Origin of the sequence: Streptomyces sp. SID3343 (assembly GCF_009865215.1) — a bacterium.
Classification (GTDB): domain Bacteria; phylum Actinomycetota; class Actinomycetes; order Streptomycetales; family Streptomycetaceae; genus Embleya.
The window spans coordinates 1-24,831 of sequence record NZ_WWJX01000949.1 but is presented as its reverse complement, the minus strand read 5'-3'; the positions used below and the strand labels follow the sequence as shown (position 1 = coordinate 24,831).

Below are 24,831 nucleotides of genomic sequence, written 5' to 3'. Positions count from 1 at the left end.
GGATCGAGTGCCGCTCGTCCAACGGAGCCACGGCGTCGAGCCGGTGAACCGCGGCGCAGGTGCGCAGCGGCGCGAGGGTGGACCACAGGCGCCCCAGGAGGGCACCGGTGTTGCCGGGCTGGCGCACCAGCGCGGCAGCCAGGCTCCGTTCGTCGTGGTGGGGGACGCGTTCGAGAACCGTGACGGGCCCTCGGTGGGCGAGGATTCGGGACGTGGGCACGAGGTCGGCGAGAGCGGTGCGAAGCGCGGCGGCGCGGCGCACCTCGCGTTCGGCTCGGCGAGAGTTCGCCGCGACGAGGGCAGGCACGTCGCCGTGCAGCAGCTCGGGCAACGGCAGCCCGAAGTCGAAGACCGCCAGGACCGAGGTGGGCGGGGCGCCGTCCTGGTGGACGCTTGCCTCGCGCACGTGGTGGGTCCGGCTGGGCAGTGCCTCGGCCAGCTCGGTGAACGCGCCCGGGAACAGGACGCTCAGGGCCTCGTTCAGGCGGGAGTCGGCCACTTTGACGGCTTGGGCGTGGTTGCGCGCCGGCGCGCCGGTGGCGGGGTGGGTGGTGTGGGTCATCTCGTCCGGTCCAGACTTTGGGGCGCGGGTGGGTTGGCAGTCACGGGGTCGGCGGCGTCGGGGCGACGCGGGTCGGCTTCGGTGGGTGGGTCGTCGGTTCCGATCACCCATGCCTGCCGGTAGGTGCCGTGGTGGCGGCGCAGACGGAACGCGACCTCGGTCACGCGTCCCCACGGCAGGCCCCGGCGGGTGGTCAGGTCCCGCACCGTCGTCAGGATCTCGGCGGACGCCTGTGCGGCCTCGGCCTTCGTGCGCGCGTGGAGGAGCCGGCGCACGCTGATCATGAGCATGTCCAGGAGCAGGTCGTCGGCCTCCCGGCCGTGCGCCGGACGCGAGTGGGCGCCGGGGTGATCGCGACGGGCGCGTTCACGGTCGTGTTCGCGGACCAGGAGGAGCCGGGGACGGCGCCGACGACACCAGCACGGTGTGGTGTCCGTCGGCGAGAGAGCGGGGACTTCGGCGTACGGGCCGGGTACTGGCCCGGGGCGGGGGCCGGGGGTGGGTACGGCTTCGTCGCTCATGTCGTCGCCGGTGCCTTCGACTCGGCCGCACGATCGACAAGGGTGCGCAGGATCACCTCGACGGCCCCGTCTGGGTCGATGTCGGAGATGGGCAGGTGTAATGCCGTGGTGTCGAGCGCGGCGAGTTCGTCCTGGAGGGCCAAGCGGCGCGCCCGCAACGCGGGGTCGGCGACCAACTCGGCCTCGACGACACGGGACGGACTGGCGGCCAAAAGTTCGGCCACCGGCTCCGGCCCCGCGTGCAGGTGCACCGTCAGGTCGGGCACGAGAATGCCCTCCAGGTACGGGGCGAACAGCCCGAGGGCCTCGTCGCCGGACAGGCCCGCACGGGCACCGGCGCTGGCCGTCACGGACACCAGGTATCCCGACACCACCACCGGGTGCACCCGCACCCCGCTCGCGATCGACACGGCCATGCCCACCAGGGCCTCGGCCAGGCACTCGGGATCGGCTGTCGCACCCGGCCCGGCGTCGAGCGGACCGTTGATCCGCTCGCCACCCAACGCCCGAGCCAACCGGGTGGCGACCACGTCCGTGCCCGCAACCCCCTCCACGACCACGAACACGTGCCGCGGCGGCGGGACTTGGGCGCCGGTGTCCGACTCCCCCGGGTCGTCGTGCTCGTCCGCCGGGGATGTGGAGTCGTTCGGGGACGACGGATCGTCGCCGGGCGGGAGGTGCACAGTGGTCGGATCCTCGGGCATGTGATGCCGCCTTTCTGTTCTGTGCGCGGGCGTGGTGGCATTGCCGAATCAGGGCCGGAAGCGCTGTTCGGTGCTCTTCCACGAAGTGACGGGAGGCGCGGTGGGCGTCAACCCGGGGTCTGCCAGGTGGTGATCACTCGTGCGCCGGTGCGGCCGAAGGGCCGCCACCCCACCGGGGGCGGTGGGATCCGGCGGGTCCCGAGGCTGGTGGGCTCACGGCCTGGGCGGTGCAAGGAGTGCAGCGCCACCGGCGTCGCCCGGTGACGGCCGCCGCCGGGCGAGTAGGGCCGGCGCGGCATGCGATGCCCGAACGCCGCCCGGATGGCCGCGATCGCCTGACCCGCGGTGACCACTCGTGCCGCGCCCGGATCGTCGGGAAAGGCGACGACGAAGCGCAGTGCCCGCTCGGGGTGGACCATGGCGGTAGGCACCGGGACGGAATTGCCGCGCAGTACCGACTCCGTCGCCAAAGGTGTGCGCCCGGGCGGGGTGGAGGGGTATGCGGCCTTGTGTGGGGCCGGGGTCAGGGGCACGGGATGTCTCCGGGTTCGTGGCGGCGGTAGGTGAGGACGGCCGAGACCCGCAGGTATCGGGACTGGTTCTCTCCGGTGCCGATCCGCAGGAGCGGGTGCACCGCGACGACGCACGGACCCGATCCGCCGCACCCACCCACCCGTGACCGGCCTCCGCGCCACCAATGGGTCCGGGACGAATCACGGGTGTGGCTGCGCAGCGCGGCCCGCAGGTGCCAGGAGCCGTCCCGCTGGATCGGGATCCACAGGTGGACGCCGTCGTCGGGCGACGAACCCGCGAGTGGACGAGAAGAAACGGGCGCCAGGGGCGTGGGCGGGCTGTGCGGAGGCGCGTACGTCAACGCGATGCGGACCGGCTCGACCGGACCATCGATGACCCGGGCCGCCCAGCGGCCCAGTTCGACGTCGCGCACCAGCTCGTCGAAGTACACGGACAGCGCCCCCACGTCGTCGAACGTCTCGGACGCCGTTGCCGTGTCCACCGGCCGGCGAAGCCCGTGTCCTCGCGTCGGGGCCCACCGCCCGTACAGGCGAAGAGCCTCCGCCTCCAGGCACGCGACGCGGTCCTCGGCCAGGACGTCGCCCAGTTGCGCGTATCCCTCACGCCGATACGCGCGACGCGCCGCTTCGCCGCCGGGGTCCGGCACCGGCGCGGTCACGACCGCACCGTGCCGGTGCTCGACGTTGCGGGAGGGCCGACTCGTCGATAGAGGATCCGCACGACAAGGAGGTCTCGGCCACCTGCGTTGTTGGCCCACCCGTGCGGCAACCACCCGTGCGTGAGCAGGACGTCGCCCGCGCACAGATGGATGTGGCGCGCGCCTGCGGCCGGCAACGCCACGGGGGCCGCAGTCGGCGGATCACCGTGGTGTTCCAGCGCCCGGACGTGGGCGCGCGGGTACACCAAGACGCAGCCGTGTCGCGCGTGCAGCGCGTCCAGGGCGACGTACGCGCACACGTGTGTGTCCGGGTCGAAGCCGCCCACCACGGCGTCCTGAGCGGGGGCCTGCGCGAACCCGTAGGCCGGTAATTGCAGGAGCGCGGACGTCACCATCTCGACGCTGTCGGCCGCCGGTTCCCGGCGGACACCGACGAGGAGTGGGTCGGAGCCGGCCAAGACTTCGATCTCCCGGGAGCGCAGGTGCGCTGCGACGACGAGCCCGGCCGGCCGGCCGGCGTTGCGGTCGACGGGGGCGGGGGCGACGAGGCGGGCGGCCTCGTCGCGGACGCGTTCGGTCCAGGCCCAGCCGATCTCGCCCGCCACCAGGGCGTATCCGAGATGGTTGACGTCGGTGCGCGTGGTGGATTCGCGCGTGGGGTTCGTGATCACGATTCCTCGCTGGCAACGGGTGCTCGGCATGTGGTGGTGCGTCGCGTGGCGGTCGAAACGGGAAGCGTCGGCGCGGCCTGTTCGGTACGCGGTCGGACCAAGCGGCGGATTCACCGTCTCCGGTGTTCCCAGGGGGTGCCCCGCGTAGATCGGCCGGGACACCGACTGTGTGTCGTCCGCGCGTTCACCGGCGGCGATCGTCGAGGCCACCTCTTCAGCCCTGAGTTCGACCACCCGCTGCCCCGAGGCGAGATCGGCGCCGGTCACCAGCGGGGCCAACGCCGCAGGCGAGGACGTCACCACCTTGCGCCCGTCCGGGCACTGCGTGACCAGCGGTATGGGGCTACGCAGAAGGTCTTCGTATTCGCGGTCACCGAGGTGGAGGCTCGGTCGCCCGTCGAGGTGGATCACCGGGACGAACCCGCTGCGGTCCACCAGGGCGAACGCTCGGGGCCAGACGGTATTGGCGAGTGCCGGAGCGGCTCGAACTACGGCAGCACACAGTGTGTCGTCGCCGAGGCGTTCGGTTCGGGTGAGGGTGATCACGGCTGTGCCTTCCTCGACGCGTGGCGTCGGCGAACAGGCGGTACAGGCGGGTCGAGCGCGGCTTGGCGCGGGGGCGGGACCAAGCGGTCCGGCGCGCCAGGCGCGAGGTCGAGGTCGAGGTCGCCAAAGCAGATGAGGCCGGCACGCAGACCGGCGAGGACGGCGTCCTGTCGCGTGGCCACGCCGAGCGCGTCGCATACGGCGCGCACGTGCCTTTTGACCGTCAGCGGCGACAGGCCCAGGTCTGCCGCGAGGCGAGCGTTGGTGTGGCCGCGTCCCATACCGATCAGCAGCAGGCGATGTTGGCGGCTCAAAGGCCGGTGTGGTCCGTAGCCGGTTACGGGAGGCAGGTCCGTTCCGTTCTTGCCCGGCGGTTGGGTGAGGTCGTCCAGGGTGATCACGCCCAACCGCAGGGCCGCGACGACCGCGCTCACTCTGTTGGGAACCCGGAAGTGTCGATGCAGATCGGTGAGGTTCGAGCGGACGCTGGTCTCGCAGATGCCGAGGGCCTCCGCGACCTGCACGGCGGAGCCGCCCCGGCCGATGCCCACCAAGCACTGCACCAGCCGCGTGGGTAAGCCCCGGTCCTTTGATCCCATGTCCAATGGCGCCAATTCCCGGGGCGGAGGCGGGGGCTGGACGATCGGCCGAATCGCGAGCGCAATCGCCACGGTCAACTCGTGCACCGCCTCCGGCGGCAGCCCGATCCCGCGCTCGCGCACCACGCCACCGACGACGGGCAGCAACCGGTGATGAAGGGGCATGGCATCGGTGCCGACCGGACGGGCGTTCACCGCCGGACCCCCGCAGTATCCGAACTGTCGCCCACTGCCCAGCCGGCCCCTCGAAGGCGGAGTTCGATCACCCACTGCGGGCGGTGGCGATCACGTCGCGCGAGCCACTTCAACCACTCGCCCGCGCGATCGGCGCGAGGCAGCCGATGCGCGGACATCAGCCAGATCGCACATCCACGCACACCCCGCAACAGGACCACAGCGATCTCGCCACCGACTTCGTCCACCATCGTGGTCATGGCGTAGGCGATGTGCTCCAACTGCTCCTGATCCAGGAAGGGTTGTCCCCACTCCCGTAGACCGAGGTTGACGGCGCAACCGGTCGCCAACCACAGCCGCTCGTCCGGAGCGGGAATCACGATCCAGACGAGCGCGTCGCGGGATTCACAGCCCACGGGCTTCCAGGGACGGGGTGTGGACACGTCTACGCACGGGCCGATCCGAACTCCCACCCGGCACGAAACGGACGCGCCGCAGACGCACTCGCCCGCACCCGGTTGCGCGCCTCGTAAAGCTTCGAGCAGGGCATCGCAACCCTCACCCTCGCCAGCGGCGTCGCGCGACTCAGGCACGGCGTCGGACGCAGGGTGACACGTCCAGCCGAGAACGCTCTCGGGATCGAGGTCGGTCGCGAGCCCGATCGAGGTCATCGCCATGAGATAGCCCTTTCTGCACCGCGAGGTTCGAGTCGGGAGGGAAAGTGAACGTCGAAGGGCGCACAAGCCGTTGCGGCCGGGAGGGCACCCGCGTCTCGAAGCCGGGGTTGCCCTGCAAGGTTGTGACTCGCGCGTAGGCGCGCACGAGAAGCGGGAAAGGCCAGCCAGCGAGCCAGATCAGCCGCTGACCGAGGCTGCGGTGGCTTCATCCGATGGGACGAACCGTGTGTGGACCTCGCCCGACACCGAACCGATCCGCGCATCCGGCAGTCGCGGCGACGATTCGGGAAGCAGGGTCACCGCGTTGAACACGACCAGCGCCGCGTCGTGGGCGCGCGTGCGTTCGTGTCACGTCAACTCAGTCCGGCGAGGATAGGTATGCACCAGAATCGACCTGCATCGTTGGGGACAGCGCCCTACCACCAAGGATTCGCGTCGTGCCGATGAAGTAGGCCATCAACTCGACCACTTGGATGCCGGAGTGAACGGCGTCCCTTCGGGTTCAGGCGGAGACCGAGTCGTCGAGCGCGTCGATGGTCGGGCCGCTTCCGAATGGGGAGAGATCCGCAATCAGTCGGTCCACCTCTTCCTGGAGCAAGAATTCGGTGGCCCAGGTCCCTCCGGGGTTGGGACCCATCTCGACGGCGCACGTAGGGGTGCCACGCCGGCTGGTGGGATCGTTCGGTGGAAACTCGCCCGGCTCGACGCTGCTGACCCGGATCCGGCGGGGTGTGGGGCGACGGGGGCTCATGCCGTACTCCTCGTTCGTGAAGTGACGGGCCAGGAGGTGCGGGACGGCGCCAGGCTGTCGTGTCACGCAGCGAGAACGGCGATGAATGCTTGGTGGTACGGGGAACGTCGCTCGCAGTGGAAGACCCGCGTCAGGTTCGACACGATCTGTAGACCGCGGCCACCCTCGGCAGCCACGTCCTGGTCGTGGTTGGGCAACTCGAATTCGGCCTGGGGAACCACGATTTCGATGACAATCTCCCCCCCGCCGGCGCGTATGTGGACGAGCACCCAAACCGGATCGTCATCCGCCAGCTCCGCGTGTTGGAACGCGTTATTCAGCAGTTCGGCCAGCACGAGTTCGAGGTCGGCGCCGTCTACCCCCCACTCCTCGCAGGCGGCATGCACGTGCTGTCGTGCGGTCTTCACCGGTGCGCCATCCACGCGTCTGAGGATGAACAGGCATGGGGCGAGGGGCGGGCTCTGAGGCTGCGGAACCAAGCAGGCGGAAGCGTCGGAAGGCACAACGATCCCCTTGGGGTTGGGATGTGGGCTAACGATCTTGCTCGCGTTCCGTGGTCTATACGGAACACGCCGTGCTCATAGAATTTACGCAGATGAGTTCCATTTTCCGCAAGTCCTGTAACCGAAAATTTCGATTGCTGGGCGTGAGGCTGTCGACCCGGCAGACTGTGCGGTCAACCGACGGGGAGGAACACGTGGCGCGCGAACAGGCAGGCCGTACGATCCGACGGCTACGAGTGGGCCAGGAACTCAAGGACGCGCGCATCGCGGCCGGGTACAAACTCGAGGCGGCGGCACGGCTCTTCGAACGATCGGTCGCCAGCCTCAGCAAGATCGAAACGGGCAACCAGCGAATCCTGCCTCGGGATCTGCATGCGTTCTTCGCGGTCTACGGGATCGATGACGAGGACCGTCGGGCAGAGCTTCTGGCGCTCGTCCGGAAGAGCAACGAACAGCCCTACCAGGAGTACGGAGCTGTCGTCCCGCCTAAGTTCCACGACTACCTGTCGCTCGAACGCGACGCGACGAAGATCAGCTCCTGGGGAGAGGTCATCCCCGGCCTCCTGCAAACCGAGGCTTACGCCTTCCAGGTAGTCGAGGCCGGTCAGTGGGAACAACCAGAGCAGGTGGAACGGTTCGTGCAACTGCGCGTCGAGCGCCAGGCAGTCCTGACGCGAACCGACCCACCGCCTCCGACCGTCCTGGCCGTGATGGGAGAGAGGGTCGTTCGGCAGATGGTCGGCGGTCCTGATGTAATGCGAGGGCAACTTGAACATCTCCTGCGGATAAGCAAGTTGCCGAACGTGTCGATCCAAATCATGCCCTTCAGGGCCGGACCGCATCCCGGAGACAACGGCGCCTTCACGACCATGCACTTCCAGGACCAGAGGCCCGTCGCAGTCACCGAGACCCTGGTGTCCGCGACCTACATGGACGACCCAGAGACCTTGCGTCGGTACGAGGGCGCCGGTGAGCAGATCCGGATGGCCGCCCTCTCGCCTCGTGAAACCGCGTCGTTGATCCGCGAAACCATGGAAGGAAACAGATGAACGATTCGAGCAACGCCACCGCCCGCTCGGGCTGGAGGAAGAGCACCTACAGCGCCAACGCGGACAACTGCGTGGAGACACTTCCGCTCGCCGAAACCATGGAAGTTCGTGACAGCAAGGAGATCGCTCGCGGTAGCGTCGCCGTGCCGGGCAACTCCTGGACCGCCTTGACGAGGGCCCTCAAGGGCTGACCCGCGAGTCGTTCGACTGCGAGCGAGAGGCCGCCCCTCGGCAAGTGGGGGGCGGCCTCATTCGCGTCACCGTAGCGCGCAGCCGGCACGTCGCGGGACAGAACCGCCACACGATGCGGGCGCCCGTAGATCGCCTGGACAAATGTCAACCGGCCGTGAGAACTCGACGAATCGCCATCTGGGTCGACGTGAAAGTCATCTACCCGAAACCGCCAACTTCGCAGCCGAACCCTGTCTGCACCGATCGTCGACGCTGCCGACACGGACTTCGCCGCGATGCTCCAGTTCGGGGACTCGACCCTCCGCCTCGCCGGGATCGCCCGCCCAAGCGACCACAGCCGTCAACGAACTCTGGCCACTGGTCGCCCGTCTCGAAGCCCGCGTCGCCGACGGACACACCGAACGCGACGTCCTCGCCCTCCTCGGCCGCGCCCGCACCGGCCTCGGCGTCGCCCTCGGTCACATCCTCCCCGAGGAACACATGGCCACCGCCGCCCACTGGACCGGCAAAGGACTCGCCGTCACCCGACGCCTCGACGACCGCCCGGCACTGGTTCACGCCCTACGTATGCACGGCAACGAACTCCGCAAGACCGGCCTGCACGGAGCCGCCCTCGACAGGCTCAGGCACGCTGCGACCCTCGCTGGCACCGACGCCGAACGCGCCGCGGTCCAACCCCTCCTCGCCCGCGCCGCCGGCGCCGCCGGCCGCTCCGGCCTCTTCGACCACACCTGCGCCATCAACCGGCGACTCCTCGACCACGCCGACCACGACGCGGGCTCATGACCACCGGTCGCATCACCCAAGCCGCCGGCCTCGCCGAGAACGCGCCCGACCCCACCTGGCACGTCACCCCACAGTGGCGCGTGATCGAACACGTCACCACCGGACGAGTCCTCCTCGCCGCAAGCGACACCACCGGCGCACGAGAACGCCTCCTCGCCGCCATCACCCTCGCCACCGCGCTACGCCTGCCGCACCAACTCCAACGGATCATCCGAGCATCCACAGACGAACCCCATGTGCGCGACCAGGCACTGTCCCGACTTGCCGAGCTGCGTTCCGCGATGGCGGCGTAAATCTCACGAAACTCACGGGCGGCAGGACCCACTGCGCTCCACATCGCGACCGCGAGCCGCACGCCCCACAAGATCGCGGAGTTCGTCACGCGGGCACTGGCCGAGGCGTTCACGTAACGGACGCGCGGCGTTCCCAGCCGTGGGTGCCGAAGGGTTCGCCTGCCGAGGGGTGCCGGATCCCGGCCAGGCCGTAGTCCACGATGTCGTCCGGGAGATCGTCCGGGGAAACCACGCGATCTTGGCGCACTTGTCCGGTTCGGCGTTCACCGGCTCCGGCGACTGCCTTCCGATCAGGGGTGGGACCCGGAGGCGGGGCTTGCGCCGGGTGACTCACGGCGCCCGTCCGGCAGCGGCGCGAGGGCGCCGTCGATGTCCGCTCGCGGCACGTCGGCCCAGCCGTGGGGCGAGAAGAACGAACCTTTGCCGAGACGGTAGTTCTCCCCGGCACCGACACCGGCCACCAGCAAGTCCCCCGGGATCCCGTCCATGGTGCCAGCGCGCTCCACGGCGTTGCGGACCCGGATCGCGTCCAGAAGCCGATTCTTCGCCGTGTGGCCCGCCGCGCACGTGTAGGTGACGGCCGCGCCGTCCACGCACACCACGCCGGCGGTGCCCGCTGGCACGTGGCGCACAGGACGGACAGCATCGCCGCGCATTCTCCCGTAGACGTGACCACGCGGACGGTGCCCGCGACGGCGATCCGCAGCGGGCCGGTCGGCTCGGGCGCCTCGGGCAGACCCGAGGGCCCGGGGCCGCTCCGCCGTTCCTGCGCCTAGCTGCGATGCGCCCGCCGTGTCCCTCCTATTGACGGGGTGTTCACCCCGTGGCCGATCGAGGATCCCGAGAACCTGGATCGGCGCCGCGCCGAGGCCGGAATGGAACCCGCAGCCGAATACGACCGGCCTATCCGATCTGCGTACGAAGTGTGAGAGGTGGTTGGGGGTCACGGGTGTCGCCTGGGCGGCTGTATACAGTGAGAATATTTGGATGTTGACGACGCCGTTGTGCGATCTGCTCGGAATCGATGCACCTTTGATCCAGGCACCCGTCGGTTCGGCGAGCTGCCCGGCGTTGGTGGCTGCGGTCAGCCGGGCGGGCGCGCTGGGGATGCTCTCCTTTACCTGGGCGCCGGTCGAGCAGGTGGCTACCGATCTCGCGGAGCTGGGCGTCCTGCTGGGACCAGACGTGCCATTCGGCGTGAACTTCATCCTCGATTTTTCGATTGAGGAGAAGCTGGCGCTGTGCCTGAAGGCGGGAGTGCGTGTGGTGTCGACGTTCTGGGGTGATCCCGCTCCGTTCGTCGAAAGGATTCATGCCGCGGGCGCGGTGCACCTCCACACCGTGGGGAGCGCCGTGGAGGCGGTGCGTGCAGTGGAGGCGGGCGTCGATGCCGTGGTGTGTCAGGGCTGGGAGGCTGGCGGGCATGTGTGGGGTACGGCGGCTTCCTTGCCGTTGATTCCTGCGGTGGTGGACGCCGTGTCGCCCGTGCCCGTGATCGCGGCGGGCGGTATCGCTGACGGGCGCGGATTGGCGGCGGTCCTGACGTTGGGGGCACAGGCGGCGTGGGTGGGAACCCGATTTCTTGCGTCTGAGGAGGCGCGGACGCACGAGGTCTATCGATCGCGGGTGGTGGCTGCGGCGGAGACGGACGCGGTGCACACGCTGGCGTTCGACGGTGGCTGGCCGGGCGCGGCGCATCGCGCACTGTGGAATTCGACGCTTGAGGCGTGGGAGGCGGCAGGTCGCCCGGCGGCGTCCGAGCGACCTGGTGAAGGTGATGTCGTGGCGTCGGGGCCGTGGGGTGATCAGCTTCGGTACGGCGACATGATGCCGCTGCCAGGGATGCGAGGGGACTTGGAGGCGATGGCGTTGTACGCGGGTCAGTCCGCCGGCCTGGTGCGCGAGGTGCTGCCAGCCGCGCGCATCGTGGAGGGGTTCGTGCGGGAGGCCACTGACGTGCTGTCTCGACTCGGCGGGGTGTGAGTGCGGTTGGGGCTGGCGCATGCCACCTCGTGTGTATTCAGACGGGCTTCGGCCCTTGGACCGCCCGCCAACTCTCTTATGCATGTGCCGTTTCCGATCCGCCAGCGCGTGTCCGGTCGGACGCGGCGGTGGTCAGTTGGTCTGGAACAGCGGGGCTGAGCGAGCGTCGAAGTCGGCGGCGGCCGTACTTCCGCGATGGGGCGCGAGGTGGGTGCGGAAGCTGGCGAGGTCGGTGATGACGCGTTCGGAATCGAGCCCCTCGGCTGCAGTAAGAGCCTCCGTGGCGATTGCGCACGCGCGGTCGACGTCGCCGGTCAGGTGGAGTTCGGCGAGGCGGATCAGCAGGAGAACGCGGTCACGGGGATGGGCCTGGGGATCCATGGTCTCGATGGCGTGGCGCAGGTTCTCCTCGGCGCGTTCGGTGTCGCCGAGGTAGGCGTACGCCTCGCCGACCATGCCCGCCAGGTCGGCGGTGGTGGCCCAGTAGATCCAGGGCGGGTCGTCTTCGGGACGGCCCTTGGCGAGCAGGGCGAACGCGTCGTCGGCGGCGGCCTGGACCGCGTGGGTGTTGCCGAGACGGCCGTGTGCGCGGGCCAGGCGGCCCAGGAGGGCGGCTCGGACGGTGGGGGTGAGGGTCCCTGCGGCGCCGGCGTGCGCGGAGGTGAGGAGCGTGACGGCGTCGCGGGGGTCGCCGGTTCGGGTGGCCTGAACGCCCATGAAACCGAGGATGTTCGCGCCGAGGGCGCGGTCGCCGGATTGGTGCGCGGCGCGCAGGGCGGCGTTGAAGTAGCGCTGTGCGGCGCCGTCGTGGCCGGCGTCCACGCAGGCCCAGCCGCCCAGACGGGCGAGTTCGGCGGCAGCCGCGTACAGGCGTCGCTCGATGTCTTCGGTGTAGGTGCTGTTCTTGAGGAGAGTCAGGACCAGGCGTAGTTCGCCGCGTACCGAGTCGTAGAGCATGCCGCCCCCGAGGGTGTCGTCGAGGCGGCGTTTGGTGTCGATGATCTGGTCGATGCCGTCGACCAGGGCCGCGTCCACACGTCGGCCCCGGATGGCGGCTTGCGCGCGGGCGGGTTCGAAGAACCAGTGTTGTAGGGGCGTGAGCAGGACCGCTCCGGATGCGGCCAGGATGCTGCGACGGTTGACGTCGTGCGCGACCACGGACAGTGCCTCCAGGGTGGTTTCGGGTTCCCACGGGCCGGTGAGGCCGTCGGTGGACAGCACAGCCCTGTCCTGGGGCCAAGTGCGGTCGGGCCACAGGTCCCGGCAGGTCAGGTCGCGTTCGGCGGCGGCGCCGAGGACGGTGGCGATGACCTGGGGTAACACGCCGCCGGGGACACAGCCCTGGTCGCGCCACTTGAACGGGGCGGTCGGGCTGATGTGGCCGGGCTTGCCGAGCGCGGAGTTGACGGCGCGTGCCAAGTCCCGTGGTCCCCAGCTGAGTTCCCGGAGAATCCGCGTGAGGGCGAGGTTGGGTACGCCTGTCATATCCACCCACGGTAGTCACGCGGATACCAATTGGGATCCCTCGTGGGGTGCCTTCTTGGGCGGTTTCACAACTTTCAGCGCGATCACGCGAAGCTTCCCCGCGTTCTCGGGGCGCGACCCTGTCCGGGAATGGGGTGGTGGGGCTTTCCTCGGATGACCGGATCGAACGCGGGTCCGGGCACACGGTCGATCGGGGGAAGCAGGTGTCCGTTTTGAAGCAGGACCTCGACAGCTCCGCGGGAGCGCGGTCTCCGGGGGCTGCGGTCGCGTTCTACTCGTGGCTGGCCTCGGTGCTACCTGTCACGAGTTCGGCTTCGCTGGTCGTCACCCACATGCTGCCCGGGCAGATGGGCTTTCTGGGTGCGCTCGGCCACGCGACCGACATCGCCGCAGTGCTGCCGAAGCCGAAGTCGGCGAACCAGCTCGTCGTCGAGGAGACGTCCGTGCGGTTCCGGTGCGACCCGCTCGACCGTGCCTGTTTCGCCGACCCGGACTGGCTCACCGACTACGTGCGCGAGCGAGCGAACGGTCGCCGAATCGTCCTTTCGGACGTGGGCGGATACTTCGCTCCGGCCCTCGCGGATCTGTGCGCCCGCTTGCCGGGACAGGTCGCGGGAGTGGTCGAGGACACCGAGAACGGGCACCGTCGCTACGAGGCACTGTCCCAACTACCCTGCCCGGTCTACAGCGTGGCCCGCAGCCCGTTGAAGGTCCCCGAGGATCGGCTGGTCGGGGAGGCCGTGGTGTTCTCCGTCGAGGCCCTGCTGCGGCATCTCGGCGAAGTGCTGCAGGGACGTCAGGCGTGCGTGCTCGGCTACGGGAAGATCGGAGCCGGTATCGCCGGCGCACTCCACGCCCGGCATGTACGAGTCCTGGTGCTGGACATCGACCCGGTCCGCCAGGCCCAGGCCCTGTCGGTCGGCTACGGCTGGGCGGAATTGGCGGACGCTCTCGGCTCGGCGGACCTGGTGTTCTCCGCCACCGGCAGCCGTGCCCTGGGCATAAAGCACCTCCCGCTCCTGCGGCACGACGCGTTCCTGGCGGGCGCGACCTCCAGGGACGACGAGTTCGACCTGAGCGGCCTGGACACCCCCGACAGCGGATACGCGCGTACGGAGATGTTCCCGGGCGTCAGTCGACTCGGGCCGCCCGGAGGCAAGTCGTTCTTCCTGCTCGGCAACGGCAACGCCGTGAACTTCCTGCACACCTCGGCCATGGGCCCCGCCATCCACCTCATCAAGGCCGAGATGACAGTGGCCGCGGCCCTCCTCGCCCACAACGAACACGACCCCGGTTTCTACGAAGTGTCACCGACGCACCGCGCGTCCATCGCCGCCACATGGGTCGACACGTTCGGCTCTCGCCACGGGAGGCATCTGTGATCAGCAACGACCTCGCACACACTCGCATCGTCGTCACCGGAGCGGCCGGCTTCGTCGGATCCCACCTGTGCGAACGGCTCGTTCGCGCCGGTGCGTGCGTGCTGGGTCTCGACGACTTGTCCACCGGACGGCACTCAAACCTCGCCTCGCTGGACGACCACCCGTCCTTCGAGTTCCGCCACTGCGACGTCACCGTTCCCCACCCCGTGCGCGGAACGGTCGACGCGATCATGCACCTGGCGTCTCCCGCCGCGCCGGGCGACTACCTGGCGATGCCGCTCGCGACCCTGCGCGCGGGCTCGCTGGGCACACTGAACATGGCGGAGGTCGCCAGGGACAAGGCCGCGATTCTGCTGCTGGCGTCCACCTCGGAGGTATACGGCGACCCGCTGGAGCACCCGCAGTCCGAGTCGTATCTGGGGAACGTGAATCCCATCGGGCCGCGCAGCGTGTACGACGAGGCCAAGCGCTTCTCCGAGGCCGTCACCGCCCAGTTCGCCAGGATGGGCGTGCGCACCGCGATCGCGCGGATCTTCAACACCTACGGGCCCAGAATGTCGGACGTCGACAGCCGGGTGGTCCCGACCTTCATCCGGCAGGCGTGCGCCGGGCAGGCCCTGACCGTGGCCGGGGACGGCAGCCAGACCCGGTCCCTGTGCTACGTGGACGACACCGTCGACGGCCTGACCAGGCTGCTCACCGCCGGGTTCGCCGACCCGGTCAACATCGGCGGAACTCATGAGGCCACGGTCCTGGAGCTTGCGGAGATGATCCGGGCCCTGTGCGGATCGTCATCGCCGATCGAGTTCGTCGACCTCCCCCAGGACGACCCCCTTCGACGCCGCCCCGACACCACCCGCGCCGTACGCGTCTTGGGCTGGGAGCCGCAGGTGGGTCTGGCCGAGGGCCTGGCGCGGACGCTCGCGTGGGAACGCGGCGACGCGGCCGTGACGGCGGTGGCCCGATGAACGCGTCACTGCCGCCCATCGTGTGCTGCGTGGACGATCGCTATGTCCGGCCGCTGACCGTGTTGTTGGAGTCGTTGGCGGCGGTTCCCGGACACCGTGGTCTGCGCCTGCTCGTCCTGCACGAGGCCCTGTCCGCGGACAAAGGGACGTTGCTGCGGCGGCACGGGGACCGCCTCGGGCTGGACGTCGTGCTGCGTCCGGTCACCCCGGAGGGTTCAGGGCCGGTCTCGGGCTGGGTGTCGGAGGCGGTCTACCTGCGGCTCGCGATCGGCGATGCCCTCGGCGAGGAGTATCCGAAGGTGCTCTACGTCGACGTGGACACTCTCGTCGTGGGTGATCTGCGTCCCCTGTTGCGGACCGAGCTGGACGGGCGGGCGTTGGGTGCGGTCCGCGACCCGCAGAACCCTGTCGTCGGCTCGGGGATAGCACTGCCCGGTTGGGCCGAACTGGGCCTGCCCCAGGGAAGGGACTACTTCAACTCCGGCGTGATGCTGCTGGACCTCGAACAATGCCGCGCGCAGGGCCTGTTCAGGCGAGCGCGTCGATTCCTCACCGAGCATCCCGAGCATGTGAGGTTGTGGGATCAGGACGCCCTCAACGTCGCGGCCGACGACCGGTGGACGCGCCTGCAACGGCGGTGGAACACCGTCGCGCTCTCGCCGTTGGCTGCCCATCCGGACTACCGCCACGACGAAGCGGAGCCCCATTCACCGTTGGCGATGCTCCTTGCGGACGAACCGCGCGCATCGATCCTGCACTTCGCCGGGCCGCTCAAGCCCTGGCGCGAGGAATACCCGGCGAGCCCTCTCAGGGACGCCTATCGGAACCACTTGGACCGCGTGCTGTGGGCAGAGTCCGATGCGCGCGGGTAACGCCGCGAAGGGCGCATGCTGGGTCGCGGCCCTCGGGCTCAACCTCCGCCACACCGCCGGCACCTGGCAGCTCGCCCGCACCCTGATCTGGCTCCACGCCGGCCGGCACGGCGAGCCCGCGATGGAAGATCGTCGACCGCCCCCGGTAGACGTGGTCATTCCGGTCCTGCGCGAGCAGCACCACGTCGCGGCGGCGCTCGCGTGGTGGAAGCCGCTCGTGACTGCATTCCCGGGACTGTCCGTGACGATCGTCTCCACCGATCGTGAGGAACGCGAACGCGACCGACTCGCCCTCGCCGTCTGCGCCGGCTCCCACATCACCCACGGCGCCTTGCCTCAGCTCTCCCCCGACGAAGCGACAGACCTCGAACAAGCTCGTATCGAGGCCGGTGGACGGTTGCCCCACGAGGTAGCCACGAAGATCCTGTCCCGCACGCCGCTGACCAGTGAAGTCGTCGCTGAGCTCATGACCGGAGAAAGTTCCGGGCGCATCCACCACGTGACCTACCCGGGGGCCGGACGCAAGGCCGGACAGGTCAACCACGCCGCGCGGGCCCTGCCTCCCGGCGGATACGTCGCGGTCTACGACGTCGACTCCCGACCGGACGCGGAACTGCTGAACGCCACCTACAAGCTGCTCGCCGCCGACCATCCCGTCGTACAGCAGCATGCCCTGCACATCGCCCTCCGTCGCGAACACGATTGTGGAGTGAAGGGGTTGGTGCAGGGATCCGCAACCCTGCAGTCCATCTGGACGCTGCGCCGGGAGATCCCCTACGCGCGGCGCTATCACGCGCGAGCACAGCGATCCGGCGCGAGGGGGCGGGTGTGGGCCGGTCTGTCCCAGCCAGTCGGACACGGACTGTTCCTCCGCCGCGACATCGTCGAGGAAATCGGCGGATTTCCCGAGACCACGGTGCTCGACGACGTGCCCGCGGGGGTTCCCTTGAGCCTGCGGGGCATCCCCGTCGTCACTCTCCCGCACCTGACGGTGGTGCCCGCGCCGGAGTCCGTCACGGAGGTGGTCGCCCAGGGACGTCGCTGGTTCTGCTCCTACCTCGACTACCCGGCCGTACTGCGAGACATGGCCCACGCGGGAACGGGTTCCCCCTCCGAGCGCGGCCTCCTCCGGATCATCGCCGCCTACCGGGGCCTCGCGTGGCTGGTCGCCGGGCCGCTCACCGCAGTGACGCTCGCCACCGCACTGTGTCCGCGTTCGGGGTCCCACCTTCGCGCCACGGCGTCGGCCGGGATCCTCCTCGCCACGGTCGTCCCGGTCGTCATGAGCGCCCGGGTTCGTCCGGGTCCCCACTCGGCCCGAGCCATCGGTCGGGACGCGGCCGAACTTCTTGCCGCCTATCTGCTGCGCAGCCTTGGTCCGTGGCTGGCCGTGGCCGACGCCGTCCGCGGCCGACACCCCAACTCCGTTTCCTTTCCCGCCCCGAAGACCCATCGTCGCCCAGGAGGCGCGTCGTGAAGATCGGCATCGAAGGCGTCTCGTGTACCGGCAAGACCACGCTCGCGTTCGCCTTGGCCGCCCGGCTGGGCCACACCAGCCTGGTGCCTTGCTACTACCACGCCGCGCCGGATGCGTCCGCCCTGCCGGACCCGGACGCGAGCAGCGAGGACGAGCAGCTCGACGCGCTCGTCGTCCACTTGGAGATCGAACTGCTGCGACAGCACCGCGCGCAGGCCGCCGTCGAGCGCGGCTGCCACGTCGTGCTGGACCGCACTGTGGACACCCTGCTGGCTCACCTTCGCGCGATCGGCGAGATGAAGAACCTGGACGCCAATGCCCGGGCACGCTCCCTCGTCGCCGAGCGCGTCGACTGCGGCCAGGCGGTCGTTCCCGACGTGACGCTGCTGTTGCACGCCGATGACGACGTGCTGTCCGAGCGGGCAAGCGCTCGGATCGCCATGCCTGGCATCTACTACGACCCACGATTCGCCCAAGCTTTCCACACGCATTTCCTCGACCCGATCACACCGAAGCTCCTGCGCCTGGACGCGAGTCGCCCCGCCGACGACGTGCTGGAGCGGGCGGTCGACGCGCTGGGCCCGTACGTGGCGGTCCTGCGGTGAAGGCGGCGATCCTGGGGTGCGGCCTGATCAGCGGCCGATGGATCCGCGCGCTGTCCGCGGACCCCCGCGTCGATGTGGGCGCCTTGGTGGACGTCGACCCGGACGCGGCCACACGAGTCGCGCGACGCTGCGGCCTCCGGGACGTCCCGTGGTTTCCGGATTTGGAGCAGGCATTGGCCGCCACCGACGCTGGAATCGTCGTCAACCTCACGCCCGCCGACCACCACGAGCACCACACCCGCACGGCCCTGGAACACGGGCGGCACGTATTCACCGAGAAGCCGCTCACACTGCACCTCGACGGCGCGCAATCCCTGGTCGCGCTCGCCCGTTCCCGGGGACTTGTCCTCGCCGTGATGAGCAATCGCGGACAGAACGCAAGATTCCTGGCGTTCCGTAACATCGTCCACGCCGCCGGGCCGGGCCCCTACTCCGTCGGCGAGGAGATGTTCGTGCGCCTTCCGGGAGCCGGATTCCGCGCACGAATGACCTTCCCTGCGCTCGGTGATCTCGCGGTGCACGCCTTCGACCAGATCCGACAGCTCGTCCATGCCGCCCCCACGACCGTGCTTGGCTCCGAGGTCCCGCTGCCGTTCCTGGGACCGGCCTGCTCGGTCGCCACAGTCATCGTGCGGTTTGCCGACGATTCGGTCTTCGCCTTTCGAGGCGGCTTCGGCGGACCGGGTCACCGGACCGCCGCCGACGGCCACTGGCGGGTCGACGCTGCCTGTGCCGGTTGGCGGTGGGACGGCGGCGACACCGTCACCACGTTCGGCGACCCCGCCGGGAACGAACCGACGTCGTACGGGCGGTTGTCCGCGCCGCAGGGCACTCACGACGCCCACATCGGCGCAATGATCGACGCTGTCCACGGCGGCCCGACGCTGCCCGACGGGCTCGACGCCATCGCCCTGCTGGACGCCGCGCTGCGATCCGCCCACACCGGCGCACCCGTGACCGTCACGCGGCGCTCCCAGTGAGGCCCCCCTCGATCACTCAGATCGCCCAGGCGATCACCGCGGCGGGCATCGAACTCGACCCCACCGGCCTGACCCCGTGCCGAGGAGGAGCGGACAACCGCGTGTTCGCCGCGCGCACCCTCGACGGGCGCCATCTCATCGTCAAGGCGGCCCTGCACGACGGCGCCCGCTACGGCACCGCCCACTGGGCCGCCACCGCGCTCGCCCAACGGGGGATACCGGCACCGGAGGTGGTGTGGCACGACGACCGCTTCTGCGTCGAGACCCGTTGCCCCGGAACGCCGCTGACCGGATCAACCGACCTTGAGGACACCACCGGAAACGCCCCAACTCCCGCCGCGCGACGCGCGGCTACCGAAGCGGGCACGCTCCTGCGGCGGGCCCACGACATCCACGTCCGCGGCTACGGCAGGCTCGCTCCCACCGGAACCGGACCCCATCGCACCCTGCACACCGCGCTCCACGCATCAACCCAAGCCCTGAAAGCGCCTTCGGGTCCCATTCCGGCGGTGCGCCGCATCGTCCTCGACAACGCCTGGCGCCTGGTCGACAGCGGAGCCCGGCTCCTGGTGGGCGACTGCGCGGCCCGGCACATCTTCGTCGATCAACGGACAGGCGCTGTCAGCGGATTCATCGACCTGGAAAGCGCACGCGGCGGCGACCCACTGGCCGACGTCGCCGGCTTCACCGTGCGCGAGCACCCACTGATGACCCAGGCGCTGCTGGCCGGCTACTTCCCCCACGGCGCCGACACCGACGAACGCTGGGCCCTGACGATCCACCGGGCCCGGATCGCCGCATCCCTCTGGGCGTTCCACACCTCCCGCAACGACCACGCCGCCGCGCGCCGCTCCGCCATCTCCTTGACCGCCGACCTGACGGCGATCGCAACCCAAAACCCGACCACGCTGCCGGCCTACACCTCACCGGAGAGCCCATCGTGACGTTGATCCGCACCGCCACCGGAGCGCGCCTGAACGCCGAGAACCGACCGCGGGGGTGCCTCGCGCACTCCGCCGGCCGATTTCGGATCCGCGCCACCGGCACCAGCCGATTCGACCGGCACTTCCACGACTTCGACGAGTTCTGGTTCGTCGCGGCCGGCACCGGCACCATCCACGTCGGCGACGCCGTCCACCAGATCCAGCCCGGGGACATCATCCACACCCCCACGGGCGTCGACCACGACATCGTCGCCGTGACCGGTGACCAGGACCTTGAAGTGTTCTGGCTGTCGTGGGCACTCCCGCCCGGCGCCGACGGGCGCCATCTGCATCGAACCCCCCAGGACGCGATCAAACACCCGGTGCCCTCTCGCCCTGCGGCCACGACATGACCCCGCGCACGGTGACACTGCCCTTTCCCCGACGGCCCAAGTACGGCGACGCCGAGATCACGGCTGCGACGAAGCTCCTGCGCGAAGGCCGCCTCTCGGACGTAGGGCGTGGCCCCGCGATCGCCGCCCTCGAAGACGCCTTCGCCGCCCTGGTCGACACCACCCACGCCCTGTCGTTCAACTCCGGAACAGCCTCGCTGCACGCGGCGCTGCACGCGGTCGACGTCACCCCCGACCAAGGGGTCGTCATGTCCCCGATGACCTGGGTCTCCGCAATCACCGCAGCGTTCCATGCCGGCAGCTTCCCGATCTTCGCCGACCTCGACCCGGACTCGCCGAACCTGGACCCCGCCGGGCTCGACACAGCCCACTGCTCAGCCGTCCTGGTCACCCACGCATGGGGCGTCCCTGCCCCGATGCACCGGTTCACGGGCTTCCCCGTGCCGGTCGTCGAGGACTGCTCGCACGCCCACGGCGCCAGGCACCAAGGCCGCCCCGTCGGTTCCTGGGGCACGGCGGGCTGCTTCAGCCTCCAGGAAACCAAGGCCGTCTCCGGGGGCGAAGGTGGAATCCTGACGACGTCCGACCGCCTGGTCTACGAACGGGCCATGACCCTGGGACACCATCCCCGCCGACTCGCCGAGGAACTCACCGCTCCGGAGTTGCTCCCCCTGATCGAGGCCCCGGCATCCCACAAGTTCCGGATGCCCACCCTCGCCGCAGTGATCGCCCACGAGCAACTGAACACCCTGCCCGCCCGCATGCGCGACTCCGACCGCAACCTCGCCCACCTCACCCGACTCGTCGAGAACGCCGGCTTGCCCATCGCACCCGTCCCCATCCCCGCCGACGCGGTACGCGGCTGGTACGGCACCCCGTTCACCCTCACCACCCCCGTGAACGACCCCGCCGCCCTGCACACCCGACTCCAGCAGGCCCGCCTGCCGATCCGGGCGCTCTACCCCGACTGGTTGACCACGCCCCTGCTGTCTGAGGCCGTTTTGGTGGAACGCCACTGGCCGCACATGCGCGGCCGATGGACCAGCCCCCGACCGCAGGACTTCCCCAACTACCGGCGGTTTCGACGACAGACGGTCGTCCTGAAGATCCCCGACCTGCCCGCCCCCGACTACATCGAACAGGTCGCGGCGGTCCTCGCGACCACGCTCCGGTCCTCCTGAACACGAGTGTCACGAAAGGGAATCCGATGGCTCTCATCACGATGCGCGCCGCCGTCCTGCACGAGCCCGGCAAACCGATGACCGTACGTGAAGTCCAACTCCGCGAACCCAATCACGGCGAGGTCCTGATCCGCACGGCAAGCGTCGGCGTATGCGGTACCGACCTGCACTTCGCGCGCGGACTCTTCCCCTACCCCACGCCCACGATCCTGGGCCACGAGGCCAGCGGAGTGGTCGAACAAGTCGGAACGGGGGCGCCGTTCCGGATCGGCGACCGGGTCCTGGTCTGCGATCAGATGCCGTGCGGACGCTGCGGACCATGCCTTGCCGGGCGCATGGTGTACTGCACCGACACCACCGCCAAACAACGTCAACGGTCCCGGCTGTTCCTGGACCGAGAGCCGTTTCGCCAGTACCTGGGGGTGTCCGCCCTCGCGGAACTCATGCTCGTCGACGCGGCCGGCGTCATCCCCATTCCCGCCGAACTGAGCTTCGACGCCGCAGCCCTTCTCGGGTGTTGCCTGACCACCGGCGCGGCGACCGTCTTCAATACCGCCGCCCTGCGACCGGGCCAGAGTGCCCTGGTCATCGGCTGCGGAGGCGTGGGCCTGGGTGCGGTGCAGGCCGCACGGATCGCCGGAGCCACGCGCGTCATCGCCGCGGATCCCGAACCACACCGGAGGACCGCCGCCACCTCGGTGGGCGCGACCCACACGATCGACCCCACAGAACGTGACCTCGTGGAAGCCGTACTCGCGGCCAGCGACGGCCACGGGGTTGACATCGCGGTCGAAGCCGTCGGCGAACCGGCCTTGGCCGAAGCCGCGTTCGCGTGTCTGGCCCCCGGTGGTCGGGCCGTCATCGTGGGCATGATGCCGCCGGACAGCAGCATTCGTGTGCCGTCCGCACTGCTGCGGCGAGGGCGCGCCATCGCGGGATCAGTGATGGGCGAGGTCCGCTCGCTGCACGACATCCCCACCTACGTGCGGATGGCCACCATCGGCCTGCTGCACGCCGACACGCTCGCGACCACGCACCGGCCGCTGGACGAGGTCAACGCCGCCTTCGACGATGCCGCCACTCGACGAGGGGTCCGAACAATGATCACCTTCTGACGGTCCTCCCAGTGCGGGGCGCGGGCTTCTCGGTCAGGCGCCTGCCGCGAACGCCTGTGCGACGTCGTCGCGATGGTCGGTCCACCACGCCAGGAGCTGCTCACTGGGCAGCATCAACGAGTCGGGGCCGTGGTCGTCGCGGTAGTAGTGGAACTCCGCGATCCAGTAGTCCGTCATGCGCTTCCACCACAACCGGTCTACTGCGTCAGCGAGTTCGTCCCGGGAGAGCGGCACGATCGCGCGGTATCCGGTCACGAAGGCCGCCACACGATCCAGGTCGAGTCGGCCGTGTTCGCCACCGAACTGGACCTGCGCGGTCCGCGCGACCTCCTCGGCGAACGGCTTGACCGCGACGCGATCCCAGTCCAGGACTGCGGTGATCCCGCCGTCGGCACGGAGCAGATTCCGATATTGCAGATCGCCGTGCGTCCACCCGTACGGTCCGGGCACCTCGCCGTCGGCGGGGCGCCCGGACCGGTGCTTGTCGAGGAGGAGCTTGCGTTCCTCCAACAGATGGACGGCGCATGCGTCGAAGGCCGTCGGTTCGGAAGTTTCGGCGATCCTGGCAAGGAGACGTTCGGCCTTCTCGACGGCCGCTTCGGGCTCGGTCACCCGCGCGATCGGTCGGGCGTCCGCCGGGGGCAGGGGAACACGCGCAGGGTCATTGAGGGCCTCGTGGATCGTACCGACGAGCCCTCCCAGGTCCGCGACCTCTGCGAGCAACAGATCGGTCCCTTCGACATGGGCTCCCTCGACCCATGGCGATACGAGGTAGGTACGGAGCCCGATCTCCAATGCGGGTTCACCGGCGCGTGTGGTCACGGGTGTACACACCGGCAATCCGGCAGCAGCCAACGCGGTCTGTACGGCGGCACTACGCCTCGCCGTTTCCGACGACACGTCACGCAGGAGCTTGAGTGCAAACACCTTCCCGTGGGTGGTCTCGACCCGCCAGTTGCGATTCATCAGCCCGGCGGTCAGGAAGTTGGCTCGCGAGACCGTTCCCAACCGAAACTCGCGTTCGAGGAGGTCAAGATCATCCGGATCCACCGCATCGGTCTGTGCCACAGCCCCATCATCCATCCACAGGACGCTAGCGAGCGCGTCTGGCTCTTGCCTGGACAACACGCGGAAAAAACAGTACCCCGGCCGCTCCTGCATGTGCCGCCACGTCCGCACGATGTGCCGCTCCAGGCCCTGATTTCCAGCACCGGGTGGTGGTGCGATCCGTCCCAGAGCCTGCACGAACTCCGGTCCACACCAAACCCGCACATGCCAACCGTCCCGAACCGACTCGACGCTCGTCCTCCGGCACACTGCCGCCACCGGCGACGACGGCGGAATCGAGCCCGCTATGCGGAACAACCCGCGTCAAGCCGTAGTTGCTCTCGGGTACGAAGTCGCCGAGCGGTTGGAGGGGTATGCCGACTGGTGTGGCGGTATGGCGGATGGACGAGGACGGGCCCCGGCGGTTGCGGCCGGCGATGATGCCGTTGGAGCAGGACCTGGAAACGGTGATCGAGGCGGACCCGGACGTTCTCGGGGAGCGGTTGTTGGTGATCGGCCGTCAGGTGCGCACCACGCACGGCGGTGTGGTGGATCTGCTCGCGGTAGACGGCGAGGGCGCCGTCCACGTGATCGAGTTGAAGCGAGATCGGGGCGCCCGTGAGGTCGTCGCACAGGTCTTGGACTACGCGTCGTGGGTCTCGACCGTGTCGCACGCCGAAATCCTGCGAATCTTCGCGGAGTACTCCGACGGTGTGGAGACCTTCGAGGCGGCCTTCGAGCGCCGGTTCGGCATCGGGGCCCCGCAGGAGTTGAACACCACCCACCGCCTCACGGTGGTCGCGGCCCGCCTGGACGACGCCACCGAACGGATCCTGACCTATCTGGGTGATCTGGGCGTGCCGATCAACGCGGCGGCGTTCGAGTACTACGAGGACCGCGGCTCCCGCTACCTCGCCCGGACGATGCTGCGCGACGACACCGAGATGGAGTCCGCTCCCCGAGCGCGCACGACCGCCACCCGTGAGCCGTGGAGCGGCGAGGACTGGTACTCCGCGCTGGGCGAGGACGGCACCCGCTCGTGGGACGACGGACGCCGACTCGGCTTCGTCAGCGCCGGCGGCGGCACCTGGTTCTCCCAGGGACTGCGTCGACCCCGGATCGGCCACCGCGTACACGTCTACATCCCGCGCGTCGGATACGTGGGGGTCGGCGAAGTCGC

Annotated in this window: 30 protein-coding genes; 16 read left to right on the top strand and 14 right to left on the bottom strand. The window is 69.6% G+C overall.

Annotation, left to right across the window (positions count from 1 at the left end):
* The 10 genes from GT354_RS29510 to GT354_RS29465 all read right to left on the bottom strand — a co-directional run.
* The coding region (locus GT354_RS29510) for a hypothetical protein (protein ID WP_161359421.1) at positions 1 to 562 on the bottom strand (562 nt) is incomplete at its 3' end.
* Positions 559 to 1,083 (bottom strand): hypothetical protein, encoded by a 525-nt coding sequence (locus GT354_RS29505; protein ID WP_161359420.1) that lies wholly within the window; start codon positions 1,081 to 1,083, stop codon positions 559 to 561. The genes GT354_RS29510 and GT354_RS29505, both read right to left, overlap by 4 nt.
* On the bottom strand, positions 1,080 to 1,787 hold the full coding sequence (locus tag GT354_RS29500; protein ID WP_161359419.1) for a hypothetical protein: 708 nt from the start codon (positions 1,785 to 1,787) through the stop codon (positions 1,080 to 1,082). Before GT354_RS29500 ends, GT354_RS29505 begins: the two co-directional genes overlap by 4 nt.
* A 107-nt stretch (positions 1,788 to 1,894) precedes the next feature.
* Positions 1,895 to 2,218, bottom strand: coding sequence for a hypothetical protein (locus tag GT354_RS29495; RefSeq protein WP_237535571.1), 324 nt, complete (start codon positions 2,216 to 2,218; stop codon positions 1,895 to 1,897).
* 92 nt (positions 2,219 to 2,310) lie between these two features.
* Positions 2,311 to 2,979, bottom strand: coding sequence for a hypothetical protein (locus GT354_RS29490; protein ID WP_161359417.1), 669 nt, complete (start codon positions 2,977 to 2,979; stop codon positions 2,311 to 2,313).
* Positions 2,976 to 4,196 (bottom strand): phytanoyl-CoA dioxygenase family protein, encoded by a 1,221-nt coding sequence (locus GT354_RS56680; protein WP_161359416.1) that lies wholly within the window; start codon positions 4,194 to 4,196, stop codon positions 2,976 to 2,978. The genes GT354_RS29490 and GT354_RS56680 overlap by 4 nt, the downstream gene beginning before the upstream one ends.
* On the bottom strand, positions 4,193 to 4,960 hold the full coding sequence (locus GT354_RS29480; RefSeq protein ID WP_161359415.1) for a helix-turn-helix transcriptional regulator: 768 nt from the start codon (positions 4,958 to 4,960) through the stop codon (positions 4,193 to 4,195). The genes GT354_RS56680 and GT354_RS29480 overlap by 4 nt, the downstream gene beginning before the upstream one ends.
* 26 nt (positions 4,961 to 4,986) lie before the next feature.
* Positions 4,987 to 5,385, bottom strand: a complete 399-nt coding sequence (locus GT354_RS29475; RefSeq protein WP_161359414.1) for a hypothetical protein — start codon at positions 5,383 to 5,385, stop codon at positions 4,987 to 4,989.
* Positions 5,386 to 6,148: 763 nt separating this feature from the next.
* The gene (locus GT354_RS29470) at positions 6,149 to 6,397 is read right to left on the bottom strand and encodes a hypothetical protein (protein WP_161359413.1); all 249 of its coding nucleotides are present in this window, start codon (positions 6,395 to 6,397) and stop codon (positions 6,149 to 6,151) included.
* 62 nt (positions 6,398 to 6,459) lie between these two features.
* Positions 6,460 to 6,819, bottom strand: coding sequence for an ATP-binding protein (locus tag GT354_RS29465; protein WP_161359412.1), 360 nt, complete (start codon positions 6,817 to 6,819; stop codon positions 6,460 to 6,462).
* A gap of 173 nt (positions 6,820 to 6,992) precedes the next feature.
* Here GT354_RS29465 and GT354_RS29460 point away from each other — a divergent pair, with 173 nt between their 5' ends.
* From GT354_RS29460 to GT354_RS29445, 4 genes are all read left to right on the top strand, one after another.
* Entirely contained in the window at positions 6,993 to 7,949 is a 957-nt protein-coding gene (locus GT354_RS29460; protein ID WP_161359411.1) for a helix-turn-helix transcriptional regulator, read from the top strand.
* Positions 7,946 to 8,140 carry a DUF397 domain-containing protein gene (locus tag GT354_RS29455; protein ID WP_161359410.1) on the top strand — a complete coding sequence of 65 codons (195 nt, stop codon included), beginning with the start codon at positions 7,946 to 7,948 and terminating at the stop codon, positions 8,138 to 8,140. The genes GT354_RS29460 and GT354_RS29455 overlap by 4 nt, the downstream gene beginning before the upstream one ends.
* 481 nt (positions 8,141 to 8,621) lie before the next feature.
* Positions 8,622 to 8,927, top strand: coding sequence for a hypothetical protein (locus GT354_RS29450; RefSeq protein ID WP_161359409.1), 306 nt, complete (start codon positions 8,622 to 8,624; stop codon positions 8,925 to 8,927).
* Positions 8,924 to 9,220, top strand: a complete 297-nt coding sequence (locus GT354_RS29445; RefSeq protein ID WP_161359408.1) for a hypothetical protein — start codon at positions 8,924 to 8,926, stop codon at positions 9,218 to 9,220. Before GT354_RS29450 ends, GT354_RS29445 begins: the two co-directional genes overlap by 4 nt.
* Before the next feature lie 109 nt (positions 9,221 to 9,329).
* Here the strand turns inward: GT354_RS29445 and GT354_RS55945 are convergent, their stop codons facing one another.
* Positions 9,330 to 9,452 carry a hypothetical protein gene (locus tag GT354_RS55945; protein ID WP_272923910.1) on the bottom strand — a complete coding sequence of 41 codons (123 nt, stop codon included), beginning with the start codon at positions 9,450 to 9,452 and terminating at the stop codon, positions 9,330 to 9,332.
* A 58-nt stretch (positions 9,453 to 9,510) separates the two neighbouring features.
* A complete protein-coding gene (locus GT354_RS29440) occupies positions 9,511 to 9,843 on the bottom strand; it encodes a hypothetical protein (protein WP_161359407.1) in 333 nt (110 codons plus the stop codon).
* A gap of 364 nt (positions 9,844 to 10,207) precedes the next feature.
* Between GT354_RS29440 and GT354_RS29435 the strand changes: the two genes are divergently transcribed.
* Positions 10,208 to 11,203: a nitronate monooxygenase gene (locus tag GT354_RS29435; protein WP_202512453.1), complete on the top strand. Its 996-nt coding sequence runs from the start codon at positions 10,208 to 10,210 to the stop codon at positions 11,201 to 11,203.
* Between the two features lie 132 nt (positions 11,204 to 11,335).
* On the opposite strand, the gene GT354_RS29430 is transcribed toward GT354_RS29435, so the two are convergent.
* Entirely contained in the window at positions 11,336 to 12,688 is a 1,353-nt protein-coding gene (locus GT354_RS29430; RefSeq protein ID WP_161359406.1) for a hypothetical protein, read from the bottom strand.
* A 203-nt stretch (positions 12,689 to 12,891) separates the two neighbouring features.
* Here GT354_RS29430 and GT354_RS29425 point away from each other — a divergent pair, with 203 nt between their 5' ends.
* The 10 genes from GT354_RS29425 to GT354_RS29380 are packed head-to-tail and all read left to right on the top strand — an operon-like array spanning position 12,892 to position 22,604.
* Positions 12,892 to 14,070 (top strand): adenosylhomocysteinase, encoded by a 1,179-nt coding sequence (locus GT354_RS29425; RefSeq protein ID WP_161359405.1) that lies wholly within the window; start codon positions 12,892 to 12,894, stop codon positions 14,068 to 14,070.
* Complete coding sequence (locus GT354_RS29420; protein ID WP_346012231.1) at positions 14,067 to 15,038, top strand: NAD-dependent epimerase/dehydratase family protein; 972 nt, start codon at positions 14,067 to 14,069, stop codon at positions 15,036 to 15,038. Before GT354_RS29425 ends, GT354_RS29420 begins: the two co-directional genes overlap by 4 nt.
* On the top strand, positions 15,035 to 15,910 hold the full coding sequence (locus tag GT354_RS29415; RefSeq protein ID WP_161359403.1) for a glycosyltransferase family 8 protein: 876 nt from the start codon (positions 15,035 to 15,037) through the stop codon (positions 15,908 to 15,910). The genes GT354_RS29420 and GT354_RS29415 overlap by 4 nt, the downstream gene beginning before the upstream one ends.
* A complete protein-coding gene (locus GT354_RS29410; protein ID WP_161359402.1) occupies positions 15,897 to 17,387 on the top strand; it encodes a glycosyltransferase in 1,491 nt (496 codons plus the stop codon). The genes GT354_RS29415 and GT354_RS29410 overlap by 14 nt, the downstream gene beginning before the upstream one ends.
* Complete coding sequence (locus tag GT354_RS29405) at positions 17,384 to 17,992, top strand: AAA family ATPase (RefSeq protein WP_161359401.1); 609 nt, start codon at positions 17,384 to 17,386, stop codon at positions 17,990 to 17,992. Before GT354_RS29410 ends, GT354_RS29405 begins: the two co-directional genes overlap by 4 nt.
* A complete protein-coding gene (locus GT354_RS29400; protein ID WP_161359400.1) occupies positions 17,989 to 18,972 on the top strand; it encodes a Gfo/Idh/MocA family oxidoreductase in 984 nt (327 codons plus the stop codon). The genes GT354_RS29405 and GT354_RS29400 overlap by 4 nt, the downstream gene beginning before the upstream one ends.
* Complete coding sequence (locus GT354_RS29395; protein WP_161359399.1) at positions 18,969 to 19,916, top strand: aminoglycoside phosphotransferase family protein; 948 nt, start codon at positions 18,969 to 18,971, stop codon at positions 19,914 to 19,916. The genes GT354_RS29400 and GT354_RS29395 overlap by 4 nt, the downstream gene beginning before the upstream one ends.
* On the top strand, positions 19,913 to 20,308 hold the full coding sequence (locus GT354_RS29390; protein ID WP_161359398.1) for a cupin domain-containing protein: 396 nt from the start codon (positions 19,913 to 19,915) through the stop codon (positions 20,306 to 20,308). Before GT354_RS29395 ends, GT354_RS29390 begins: the two co-directional genes overlap by 4 nt.
* The gene (locus tag GT354_RS29385; protein ID WP_161359397.1) at positions 20,305 to 21,489 is read left to right on the top strand and encodes a DegT/DnrJ/EryC1/StrS family aminotransferase; all 1,185 of its coding nucleotides are present in this window, start codon (positions 20,305 to 20,307) and stop codon (positions 21,487 to 21,489) included. The genes GT354_RS29390 and GT354_RS29385 overlap by 4 nt, the downstream gene beginning before the upstream one ends.
* Positions 21,490 to 21,515: 26 nt before the next feature.
* Positions 21,516 to 22,604 (top strand): zinc-binding dehydrogenase, encoded by a 1,089-nt coding sequence (locus GT354_RS29380; protein WP_161359396.1) that lies wholly within the window; start codon positions 21,516 to 21,518, stop codon positions 22,602 to 22,604.
* 33 nt (positions 22,605 to 22,637) lie between these two features.
* Here GT354_RS29380 and GT354_RS29375 read toward each other — a convergent pair whose 3' ends face one another.
* A complete protein-coding gene (locus GT354_RS29375; RefSeq protein ID WP_161359395.1) occupies positions 22,638 to 23,672 on the bottom strand; it encodes a phosphotransferase in 1,035 nt (344 codons plus the stop codon).
* Between the two features lie 353 nt (positions 23,673 to 24,025).
* Here GT354_RS29375 and GT354_RS29370 point away from each other — a divergent pair.
* On the top strand, positions 24,026 to 24,831 hold an 806-nt coding region (locus GT354_RS29370; RefSeq protein ID WP_161359394.1), incomplete at its 3' end, for an endonuclease NucS domain-containing protein.